7 protein-coding genes are annotated in these 12,353 nt (G+C 51.9%); 5 read left to right on the top strand and 2 right to left on the bottom strand.

Going from position 1 to position 12,353, the window contains the following annotated elements:
* Positions 1 to 97 precede the first annotated feature (97 nt).
* Positions 98 to 4,477, top strand: a complete 4,380-nt coding sequence (locus KDK14_RS04610; RefSeq protein WP_257263845.1) for a calcium-binding protein — start codon at positions 98 to 100, stop codon at positions 4,475 to 4,477.
* A 52-nt stretch (positions 4,478 to 4,529) separates the two neighbouring features.
* Complete coding sequence (locus tag KDK14_RS04605; RefSeq protein ID WP_257263844.1) at positions 4,530 to 6,638, top strand: peptidase domain-containing ABC transporter; 2,109 nt, start codon at positions 4,530 to 4,532, stop codon at positions 6,636 to 6,638.
* A 54-nt stretch (positions 6,639 to 6,692) separates the two neighbouring features.
* On the opposite strand, the gene KDK14_RS04600 is transcribed toward KDK14_RS04605, so the two are convergent.
* Positions 6,693 to 8,228 (bottom strand): hypothetical protein, encoded by a 1,536-nt coding sequence (locus tag KDK14_RS04600; RefSeq protein WP_257263843.1) that lies wholly within the window; start codon positions 8,226 to 8,228, stop codon positions 6,693 to 6,695.
* A 27-nt stretch (positions 8,229 to 8,255) separates the two neighbouring features.
* Entirely contained in the window at positions 8,256 to 9,512 is a 1,257-nt protein-coding gene (locus KDK14_RS04595; RefSeq protein ID WP_257263842.1) for a TolC family protein, read from the bottom strand.
* 201 nt (positions 9,513 to 9,713) lie between these two features.
* Here KDK14_RS04595 and KDK14_RS04590 point away from each other — a divergent pair, with 201 nt between their 5' ends.
* The 3 genes from KDK14_RS04590 (at position 9,714) to KDK14_RS04580 (ending at position 12,167) form a co-directional block, all read left to right on the top strand.
* Positions 9,714 to 10,289 (top strand): hypothetical protein, encoded by a 576-nt coding sequence (locus KDK14_RS04590; protein ID WP_257263841.1) that lies wholly within the window; start codon positions 9,714 to 9,716, stop codon positions 10,287 to 10,289.
* A complete protein-coding gene (locus KDK14_RS04585) occupies positions 10,264 to 11,595 on the top strand; it encodes an HlyD family type I secretion periplasmic adaptor subunit (RefSeq protein WP_257263840.1) in 1,332 nt (443 codons plus the stop codon). The genes KDK14_RS04590 and KDK14_RS04585 overlap by 26 nt, the downstream gene beginning before the upstream one ends.
* A 200-nt stretch (positions 11,596 to 11,795) precedes the next feature.
* A complete protein-coding gene (locus tag KDK14_RS04580) occupies positions 11,796 to 12,167 on the top strand; it encodes a hypothetical protein (protein WP_257263839.1) in 372 nt (123 codons plus the stop codon).
* Positions 12,168 to 12,353 lie beyond the last annotated feature (186 nt).

The raw sequence follows: 12,353 nt of genomic DNA, 5'->3' as shown, positions 1-12,353 counted from the left end.
CGACCCTTCGACAAGCTCAGGGTGAACGGAAATCGGGAACTTATTAAAAGACAATACCTTGGCAACGTCATCAGACAAGACTGCCCGGTGAGCTGACATGGAAGACCGTCAAACCCTGCCTGATCATTCTGACCAGAAAACACCTGCCAACAATGTCCCTGCACGATGGGCAAATAGTGATAACGCCGGAATGTCAATGGCCATGCCCGATGGTGAATATGCCATTGACGGCTCACCCGAAGATGTCCGAATGGAGGTCCGTGGTCCGGACTTTGTGGTGATTTTTCCCGATGGTTCCGAACACACGCTGTTGATGGCGGGGATAATCACAGCCACCGGGCAGGGGCTTCACCTCCGGTTTGCTAATGGTGAACTATTGACCGGTGACCAGTTTATGGCCCGGGCCAGCTATCAGGGATCCACGGATTTTCAGCACCCCATGCCCCCCGGCGATCATCAGGATTCGGACACCCTGCTGCCGGAAATCCACGAACCGCCAGACGAGTTGCCAGAATTTATAGCAGAGCAATCCGAGCACGCCCACGCTCCCATGCCCACCAGACAGGCTGACCCGGTTGCGGGGGCAGAGTCATTCAGTGAAGATTTTTCCGAGGCCATGGAGCAGCTCCAGAATGATATGGAGGGGAAAGCCCAGGAGGAGCAGGATTACCTGTCGGAATTTCAGAAGGCACTGGCAGAGATCACCAATGAGCTGGAGGCCACGGCTGATCTGGATGTCACAGAAAGTATTGTGGTGCCACCCAGCGACGTGGCGCCGGAGACCGATCCCTTTGTTGGTTTGCCAGAGGCGACCACCGATGTCACCATCAATGATGGCAGTGGGGGGGTGGGGGCTACATTTACCGTGGCCCTTAACAATCTTGGTGCCGTTTCCAGTACTGGTAATTATATAGGTGGGGGAGGCTCAGCTGATTCCGCCACTGATGCCGATGTTAACCTGCAGCTGGATAATGAAGTCATTGACTACACAAACGATAGTAACGGGGTTTCCGTCCAGGGGGATAACCCGGTTTATTTCTCTTCTGACACCATCTCCCGGAAGTTAACCATCGACAGTGCCGGAATCGGTGAAACCGTAAAGACAGTTAAACTCTATGGTCTGCCCTCTGGCTGGGAAGTTGAAGATGCAACTCTGATTGCGGCTGCGGATGGCAAACCAGAGCACTGGTTAATCCAGACTAAAGATTTTGTGATCACCCATCCCGTCAACTCTGATGGGATGGCCTCCAGTTTCGGACTGGTTTTTGATATTGAGTTCAAAGACGGCGAGGACGGGCTTGCTCGCCCGCCGGAAGTATTTCGCCTGCCGGCTTATGCTGCTCCCGTCAATAGCGTTGAAGATCTGCAGATTGAGGTGAATGGCGAATCAGTACTGGTGTTTAACTTGTTACACAATGACGATGTCATCCGTACCGGCAGTGGTGACGATGTCATTGATGCCGGTGTCGGTAATGACCAGGTGGATGCCGGGAGCGGCAATGATATCGTCAAGGGGGGAGTCGGTAAAGATGATCTCGACGGAGGAGATGGTACTGATACCGTGGATTTCAGTGGCAGTGTGAATGATCAAATCACGGGCGGCGTTACCGCCAGTCTGACTGATCAGAAAGCCTCTGACGGTTATGGCTTTGAAGATACATTAACCAACTTTGAAAATATTATCGGGACACACTTTGCCGATGAACTCACCGGAGACCGGTCTGCTAACACCCTGGGAGGCGGTGGTGGCGATGACATTCTCAATGGTAATGCCGGAGATGACCAGCTGTTTGGTGGTGATGGCAAAGATACCCTCTATGGTGAGGTTGGCGATGATCAGCTGCATGGTGGTATTGGCAACGATACCCTGAATGGTAACGCCGGGGAGGATCAGCTATCCGGTGGTTATGGGGATGATATCCTCAATGGTGGTGACGACGATGACCGGTTATCCGGCGGCTTTGGTCTGGATACGCTCGATGGTGGCGACGGTAGTGATACTGCTGATTACAGTGACCGGGATGAGGCGATCATCGCTAACCTTGACCCGAATGCGGGCCGTGTGACCAATGGCAATGACAGTGATATCGATACCCTTATCAGTATCGAAAATCTGATCGGTACTCTCAGAAATGATCAACTGGTCGGGAATGCCAGCAATAACTACTTGGAAGGCGGTGGTGACAGCGATATTCTCAATGGGCTCGGGGGGGATGATGAGCTGGTTGGCGGCATCGGTAACGATACCCTTATCGGTGGTGAGGGTAATGATATCCTGAATGGCGGTGACCAGACCGATACGGCGGATTACTCACTGCAGGTCAATAGCGGCATCACGGTTGAGCTAACCAATGGTGCCGCCTCCGTGGCAGATGGCTATGGATATACCGATACCCTGACCGGTATTGAAAATATAATCGGCTCCCAGGAAAACGACACCTTTAGCGGGGATAGCAAGAATAACCGGTTTGATGGTCAGAACGGCATGGATACGGTTCACTTTGACCGCACTGATATAACCACAGGAGTTACCGCCAGCCTGGCTGATGGTGAGGCGTCCTATTTTTTTAACGGTGTTAGCAGTAACGATGAGCTGGTCAATATTGAGAACCTGACCGGCAGCGACCATAACGACCAACTGTCCGGTGACGACGGCGTCAATACCCTGTCCGGTGGCAGTGGTGATGATACCCTCAATGGTGAGGGCGGGGACGATACGCTCTCTGGTGATGCCGGTAATGACACCTTTCTCGGCAGTTCCGGTAGCGATACCTTCGATGGGGGTGATGATACTGACCTGGCAGATTACAGTAATCATCAATCGGGGATCATTGCAAACCTGACCACTGGTGCAGTGACCAGTGGTGAAGCCGGAAAAACTGACACCCTGACTTCGATTGAAAACCTGACCGGCACAGAAAATGATGATGTGATTACCGGTGACACGGTGGCTAATACGCTAACGGGCATGGCAGGGAATGACACCATATCCGGAGGGGAGGGCAATGATAAACTCTACGGTAATGCCGGTAATGACACCCTCGCCGGGGGGATAGGCAATGATGAATTGTATGGGGGAGAGGGGACGGATATTGCTGATTACTCCTACCTGACCAGCGGGCGCTCCTTCAACCTGAACAACTTCACCAATCAGGGCATCATGACTCTTGCCCCGGGTGATGAAGACAAACTGTACAGTATCGAAGGTATTATTGGCACTCAGGGTGATGACACCCTGATTGGTAACGCCGACAGTAATATTCTGGATGGCCATGATGGCACGGATACTGTTGATTTCAGTCAAATGGATATTAATGGTGGTGTCCTGGCAAATCTCTCTATAAAACAGGCTACTTACACACTCTCCGACGGCACCACCAGTAATGACCGGCTATACAACATTGAAAATCTACAGGGTACCAGCGGTCAGGATACCCTTACTGGTGATAGTGGCAGTAATACTCTGGAGGGTGGTGCTGGTAACGATACCCTTAATGGTGGCGGCGGTGATGATATCCTTAACGGTGGTTTTGGTATTGATACCGCCATTTTCGATTTTTCTACCCAGGGTATCACCGTGACTTTGGAGGATGACAGTACCGGTGTTGTTACTTATAAAGATGGCTCTAATGCTGCAACTTTGTCGTCTATTGAAAATATCTATGGAAGTAATTTTGCTGATACGTTAACCGGCAATAAGACTGAAAACGATCTGTACGGTCTTGATGGAGACGATATTCTCATAGGCGGCATTGGCCATGATGACCTGTACGGGGGTAATGGTTCCGATACCTTATACGGCGGTGACTGGTTCGATCGTCTCTTTGGTGGTGAGGGTGATGACACTTTCTATGGTGGCAACGGTATCGACTGGTACTATGGCGGAACTGCTGATTCAAACAGTCTTGCGCCAGTGGGTGAGGGCGGCTTTGATACGGTTGATTTTTCAGACCATGTTTCGGGTGACTCTCAAGGCGTTGTCGTAGATTTTACTCAGGCAGGTTCATTCAAGATCCGAAATAATGGTGAGGGGAACGCCGAAGAGATGTTTGCCATTGAGCGGGTGATCGGGACGGATTACAGCGATACCCTCACGGGTGACACCGGACGGCATATTCATGGGGGAGCCGGTGACGATATCCTGAATATGGATTTTTCTGATCTGACTGCAGGCACAGTCGTCGATGGCGGCAGCGGCTCAGATACCCTGTTCAGCACCAGCAATGGCACCTTTGACCTGAGCAACTTTGCCTCATTGATTGATGATGTGGAAGTGATCAACTTTGGAGAAAATAATGGCAGCGATAATATTACCGTATCCCTGAGTGATGTCGTTGACCTCAGCGAAACCAATAATCTGGAAATAGCCGTGAAGTCCGGTGATACCGTTACAGTGGATGGTAATACAGCTGTTGATGGTACTGATGACAGTTACACCGATGGAACCTATACGATCACTGTAAACTACTATGTCTGATAAATCTGCCTCCTGATCAGACAACTCAGAGCCAAAAGTCAACGGACGACTTATGCAACCAGATAACCTCCGGCCAGCACCGGGCAACCTTGAAGAGAGCGTTTTACAGTTAGCCAGATTGCAGGGCATTGAGCTTCCTTCCGATTATGCCCGGTCCATCACACCCAAACCTTTTGATGTAAAACATCTGCCACATCTGGCTGATACCCGCAGACTGTACCACCAGCGCCAGCGAATCAAACTGGAAGCTCTGAACGACGATGACTACCCGTGCCTGCTGCAAATGAAAGGAAAACAGTTCTACCTTGTGCTGGAACGACAGGGCAGCAACTTCCGGATTATGGCACCCGATGGTGAGCAGCACTGGCTAACAGAACAGCAATTACAGCCTGATTACTCCGGCATTATCCATCAACTCAGCCGTGATCCCGCCAAACGCAGTGACAAAGAACGCCCCGCCGACAGCCACTGGCTGAAACAGCAGATCGGCAGACTGTGGCCACAATACCTGCAGGTGCTGCTGATCACCCTGCTGATCAACCTGCTGACCCTGGCACTGCCGATTTTTACCCATTTTGTCTTTGGCAAGGTGCTGCCGGGGCAGGCCATGGATACCATGCTGACCATCAGCATCGGCATGGGGTTTGTCCTGTTCCTGGACTTTGTGCTGCGCTGGCTACGCAGCTACTTCCTGGATGATGCCTGCCGTGCCATTACCCGTCAGGCCGAGACCAGCCTGTTGGAGAAGGTGTTAACCCTGGAAAAACATCAATTGCAGGTCTCCACTGCGAAAATCACCCAGGTGATCCGGGACTTTGCCCGAATCCGGGAGAGTATTTCCAGCTCGGTCATGTTATCCGTTCTGGATATTCCCTTCTTTATTCTTTTTTCCCTGGCGATCGGCTGGATTGGCGGCCCACTGGTCTGGATTCCCATCACCGTTGCCACCGTGCTGATTGCCCTGTCGCTGATCAGCTATCGCCTTGCCAGAGCTCATATTGCCGCCAATATCCGCACAGCCCATGATAAAAATGCCTTTCTCAATGAAACCATCGGGGGGTTGGATACCATTCGCGCCATGGCTACAACGCCTGGCATACTGGCTCGCTGGCGGGTACTGGTCGCCGGTGCCAGCAGCCGTGAATTCCAGAGCAAGCAGACAGGGGCGTTGGCCAGTGCCCTGGTCGCCAGTGCCACTCAGAGCGTGGTCTTTTTTATGCTGGTGGTGGGTGTGCTGCTGATCCGGGATGGCTTACTGGCTCCGGGCAGCCTCTTTGCCTGTATCATTCTGGGCAGCCGTGCCATTGCCCCCATGGCCAATCTGTCCATGGCACTTAACCGGATCAGCCAGGCCCGTCAGTCCCTGCAGGAAATACAACAGTTGTTCACCAATGAAGCGTCAGTGGAAAAAGCCGACTTGCCCGGGCAGCCAGTCACCACAGTGACAGGTGAAGTAGTGGTGGAAAACCTCAGCTTTTGTTACCCGGGTGCCCTGACACCGATATTGGACAGCGTCAGCTTTACTCTTAAGCCCGGCGAACGGGTAGCACTGCTCGGTGCTTCCGGTGCCGGAAAAAGTACCCTGATTGACCTGTTACAAGGCAACCAGCAAGCGGATCAAGGGCAGATTACCGTTAACCGGTTTCCCCTGAACCAGCTCAATCTTAAGGATTATCGCCGTTGCCTTGGGGTCGCCCGACAACAACCCATCCTGTTTTCCGGCTCCATCCGCAGTAACCTGCTGATGGGTTGCCCGGGGGCAACCAACGAGGCTCTGGATCGGGTTTGCACCCTCACGGGCCTGAATAAATTTATCCGTCAGTGCCCTGGTGGTTACGACTATCCGGTGACCGAACAGGGTAATAACCTGTCTGTCGGCCAGCAGCAGGCCATTGGTCTGGCCAGGGCTCTGCTTCATGGTGGTGATCTATTGATCCTGGATGAGCCCACCAGTGCTTTTGATAATTACCATGAAGCGCTGTTCTGTCAGCAATTGCCCGGTTTTCTCAAGCCGGGGCAAACCCTGTTGCTGATTACCCATCGTTCCAGTCTGCTGCAACTGGTCGATCGCATTATCGTATTGGCCGATGGCAAGATTGTGGCTGACGGTCCCAGGGAGGAGGTGCTGGCCACTATGGCCAGCCATAAGCGGACAGGCTGATGGTGCCCATTGAATATTCTCGCCAGGCTAATTACGACCGTTATTCAATAGATACTATTTGTTGTTGTTCCGACGAAGGGAGTGTCGGTAAAGACGATGAATACCACGCAACAACCGAAGGGCCAGGCTGTTCTGCTTTTTCTGAATCGCTTCGATCTGCGCTTGATTTTCCTGGATGATTCGGGCTTCGCTGGTCTGAACGGTCTCCACCAGTGAATCCACCTGCCTCCGGTTATGGTGACGACCCAGTCGGCATAACCGGCGAACATAGCGAGTCAGGAACCCGCACACCCTGCGCACGAGGGATTGTTCCAGAGTATGGGCGACTTGCGCTACCTGATCCGCTGTGGCCGACTGCAGTGAATCTGGCAGTTGCTGGATTTGGTCAAGAATGGCATCAAGGGTACGATTACCCTGTTCCCCGTGTTCCCGGGCCAGCATCTGTAAGTCAAACATCTTATTCCCCAGACTGGTTGCCTGGCTCTGGTAAACCTGCTGGTTTTCCAGCTGCTGCTCAGTGAGTACCCGTTGGGCTTCCAGCTCAGCCGTCATCCGTTGTCCCAGTTGCACCAGCTGTTCCCCACGGGATTGTACGGCGGCGCACAGTGACTCCATAGTCTGCTGGTTTAATAATTGCCGGATCGCTTCTGACTGCTGCCGGTAACTGTCAGTCATGGTTTCCATGAGCGACAACTGGCGTTCTTCCAGCGCCATCAGCTGGTCCAGTCGGCTAACAATATTATCTGCTTCGAGCTTTCCGCCTTCCTGAGCGCCAGGCTTGGGGCTAACGACATTTCCACCCTGGTTGGCATTGTCAGAAATGGCAAACTCAATCAGCCAGTCGGAATAGGTTTTGGCAAACAGCGCGCTGGCGCGATTAACATTCATGGCCAGGGCACTGATCACAATGGAGCCAGACAGGCCCGCCAGCGAGGTGCCAAAAGCGATACCCATACCGGACAGTGGCTCCTCCAGTTGCTGGATAAGAATGACCAGCATTTGCGCGAGATCTTCCTCTCCGGACAGGCCAGCAGCGAGAAAACCAATCAGGCCGGTAATGGAACCCACTGTGGCAAACAGGCCGATAAAGGTACCAATCAGGCCAAGATAGATCAGCAAATTGCTGAAATAGCTCATCAGGTTTCGCCGCTCAACAACCCCGTTTTTGACCATATCAATCAGGCTACGGGCGATGGATGGCTTCAGGCCCTGAACCATAACACCGGACTGATCAAATTCAATACTGCTTTCCAGCCGCTGGTACAGTTCGCTGGTCATATAGGTTTTACCCTGATATTGCCTTAACGCTATCCCATCCCTGCGTACCGATAACAGATTGTCCAGATCACACAGCACGGTAAAATCCCATTTCAAACGGTAGAAATTCCGGCAACAGAGAAAAACGCCCAGCAGAAAAGAGGTTAAAATCACCGTACTCAACACCCGATTAACCGCCATAATTTCCAGTAATACATCGCCATTGACCATTAGCAAAATCAGCGTGATCACCAGTATGGCCATGATCCTGCGCAGGTAAACCTTAATGATTTCGTCGGCTTTTAGCTTAATGATCCGCTCTGATCCGCTCATCAATTGTCTCTCCTGTCCACCTGCTGGCTATCCCTGTCGAACTTGTTGAATCACCGCATTCTGATACAGCAGGAGATTCAGCACGATGTTGTAATAAGCAAAATGGAGACGGACATCCTCAATCCGTGCCCGATGCAAATCTTGCTGCGCCGTGGAGATATCCAGCAGGCTCTGCTGGCCCAGTTCAAACTCCTGCCGATACAGGTCAACCACCTCTGTACTTACTTCCAGGTACTCCTTGTTAGTCGCTTTCTCTTCTTTGACTCGCTGCAGGGTCCGCCAATGTTCACGGACATCCCGTTCAAGATTTTTCAGATACTCTTCCCGCTGGAATTGGGAGCGCTGTAATAACAGCTCACTTTCCCGCCTCTGTTGCCGGGCGATGGACCCATCCCAGAGGTCATAAGACAGTACGACCATTACTTGCTGTTCTGTGGACCAGTCATTCTGGGTCTGTTGGGAGTGCTGCCCGGACAGGCTGGCCTCCAGGGACAGGACCGGGTAGAGATTCCCGCTGCTGGCCTTCAGTTCAGCCCCGGCGGAACTCAGCTCATGGTTTTTCACCTGAATACCGTAATATTCAGTGCTGGCCATGTTCAACAGTGACTGCAAACTGTTTGCCACTGTCCAGCCCTGCATGTTGGGTATTTCCAGTTCTCCCGGCGACTCCCCGACAATCAGGGTAAAAGCCTCTATCGCAAAATCCAGGTCGGCACGAAAGCCTATCTTCTCCCTTCTGGCATTCTCCAGCAGTGCGGCCACTTTCTGAACTTGTGAATATGAAGAAACGCCCGCCGACTCCCGCTGGCTCATGGTGTCGAGCAAACGTTCATAGTCCGCGATATTCTCTGCCACCAGATCCAGGGTTTGCTCCAACCGCAGAATCTCCAGGTATGCCCGGGATACCAGCAATGCCAGACGCTGCTGACCCTCACTGAACAACAGTTGCCGGGCATCTACACGAGACCGGGCAGACTCAATCTGATGGCTTGTTTTCCAAAAGTCATAGAGCAATTGCTGCAGCTCGAGCTTGCTGGCCGAGATCTCCCCCCAGCCCTGGCCGTCAGGCCTGGACAGTCCCTGTTCCAGTCTGAGAGAAATCCGGGGATGGCGAGTCCCGAGTATTTGTTGCAGCCGGGTTTCACTGATACCAACATCGGCCTCAAGGGTTCTGGTAATCGGGTTTGATTGTACTGCCAGGTCGATCGCTTCACTGAGGGTCATGGACCAGACAACGCTGCTGCCAGCCAGAAGTGAAGCCAGTATTCCGTATTTAAAAACCATTGCGTTCAGCTGTCAGTAGTTATCAATAACATCAGGCTTTTGGCCATAAAGGAGGAAAGGCCTGATTGCATATCCAGTTGAGGTTCATCGGCTGGTTACGAAATTTGATAACCCATAGATAAAGCCGTTGTACTTTATGGCCGATGACAAAATAAGCCGCAGCGCCGCTGCTCCATCATTCAAGAGCACCAGAAGCCCTATATGTCAGAAGATAATCAGGACAATCCATGGCCGGGATTTGTGGATATCATGTCCTCCGCCCTGTTGGTTTTTGTGTTTCTGGTACTGATACAACTGATGGTGATTGCCGGCGTTAGTATGAAAGTTGGTCAGAATACTATTCGCCCTATGAACCCGGAAGCATCTTTGTCGGAAAGACCTCCAGATATCGCAGAACCATCAGCACAGACCGATCATGCAGGTGCCCAATCCATTGTGGATAAGCCATCCCGTGCTCGTGTCGTTCCCGGCCAGAACAGTATTACCATTTTCTACGATGAGTTGGAGACACTGTTATCGCAGGAAAATACTGCAGTGCTGGATCAGTGGGTTAACGAACAGAAAACGCAAATTCGGGAACAGCAGATCATCCGGCTGACCAGCTTTCTTAAATGGCAGGAACTCTCAGCAACCACCTCGGCTTATGTTGCCTATAACCGCCTGATGGACCTTCGCAACCAGTTGATCAAGCATGGCCTGTCGGCTGAAAACATTACGGTGCGTATCAGTAACACCAGCACGGAAAGCAACCATGTGGACATTCAGATCAGCCCGTAGCCAGCAGCGGTTGAAAAAACTGCTGTCCCGCCACAGTCTTGCCCTGCTGATCTCCCTGTCATTGATTCTCTTTATTGCCTGGGCCCGGACTTTCCCGGTAGATATCTTTGTTCATGGTACTGGTAAAGTCACCGCCGACAGCCACTATAAAATTGTTGAACACCTGGAAGGGGGTATACTGGCAGAGCTGCACGTTAGCGAAGGGCAAAAGGTGCAGCAGGATATGCTGATGTTTGTGGTGGATAACCCGAAGCTAAAGGAAGCAATGGAAATACTGACCGGTGAACTGACCGAGAAACGCGCGCGGTTACAGCGGCTGAAAGCAGAAAAGACCTTTGCCAACTTCAGCCCGGACGGCATAGGTACCGAAAACCAAATACTGCGAAATTATCTTCAGAATGAACAGCACTTATATCGAAATCGCCAGCAAACCCTGGCGGATCATAAGGCCATTATCAGTCAGAAAATCACCCGGCAGAAGGCTCGTCAACAGGAAATTCGGCAGACCATCATCGATCTGCGCAAAGAATTGGCGGTCATCCGGGAGCAGCGGGATATGTTGGAGTCGCTGATTGATGACCGTGCCGGTTCCCGGTCCAATCTACTGAGCAAAAGACTGGATGTCCTGAAAATCGAGACCCGGATCAACCAGTCAGAACAAAAACTGGCCACCGAGGCAGCGGAGTTGAAGGAACTCGAACTGCAAAAAAAACAGATTGACAGCGATTTCAGGGAAAAGGTGCAGGAAGAGTTTAACCGGGAAACCGCCAGAGTCGCGCTGCTGGAAGCACGGATCAACGCCTCCCGGCAGCAGGCGGTACGCAGCGAAATACGGTCACCGGTCAGTGGTACCCTGCACCGTTTGATTACCAGCACCATTGGGGAAGTGGTCAGTCCGGGCAGTGCCATGGCAGAAATTGTGCCGGAAAATGACCCGCTGATGATTGAGGCCAGCATCCTGCCCAGGGATCGGGCCCGAATCTGGCTCGGACAGACCGCCAATATCCGGGTTTCAGCCTATGACTACAGCAGTCATGGCGGCTTGGTGGGTACCGTTACCGAAATCAGTGCGGATACCTTCCAGAGTGACGGTCAGCAAGGGGAGTTTTACCGAATTTCCATTGTCGCCGATGAACATGGTTTTGGTTCTGATAAGCCCCTGCGCCAGGGAATGAGAGTTGATGTTTATATTGTTTCCGGGCAGCAGTCTTTGCTTTCTTATCTCCTTCCTGACCATTTTACAGGGCCGTCATGGACTCTGAAATGGCCGGAAAATCAGAGAATATCCAGTAAAGAACAACACTGAATCTGCTGTTTGCCCGACTTGGAAGGACAATTGCCTTTTTTGGTTTATCAATGTTAACAGAATCCTGTTGTCGACTATGAGCCTTTGAATGCCGATCCGCGCAAAAAAAAACAGTACCGGGAACTAAAAAAACTGTGAGTAGTCTTATTGGGAAATGGAGAACCTGCAACGGAAATGCATTAATCAGAAGGTTTGTAATTATGAGCAACCCTATAAGCAATTCAGCACCGCAATTCCCTGTCAGAACATCACCAGGCCTCCAGGAACTGAGCCAGCCCGGCGGGGCAAGAGCAAATACCCACGCAGATTCCTCTATTCCCCAGCACTTTTCTGGCAGAGCCGTCAAAATTGCGGGGCAACAACCCCCATTATTTGCATCTCAACAGGGAGAAGTAGAAGTGGCATTAGCTAACAGGAGAGTTAATGTCCCTGGCATTTATTTACCAACCGGACCTACTGACTCCCCTGGACCAAAAGGGTTAATCGGTGAGCTTAAGCCCCCTCGACTGACCCATTCCCCCGGTGCAGCCTTTACACCAGAATCCGGGGGGGGGGATTGGAGCTTTCCGTGACCCTGACGCCCCCCCCGGCTTCAGTAATGAGATTGATGTTCCGGAACACTGGGTGAATCCGGGTGGTGTACAACTTGTACAACCGTTTGCGCCCTATTCCGATGGTATCAAATTACCAAAACCCAGAACGCTCTAGTACTTCATTTATTCGCAATTGAAGCGTGAAATCAGGGATTTTTTGGTCAT

Origin of the sequence: Endozoicomonas sp. ONNA2 (assembly GCF_024606365.1) — a bacterium.
Lineage (GTDB): Bacteria > Pseudomonadota > Gammaproteobacteria > Pseudomonadales > Endozoicomonadaceae > Endozoicomonas.
Note: the sequence above shows the minus strand (reverse complement) of the source record. Positions and strands in the feature narration are given on the sequence as shown.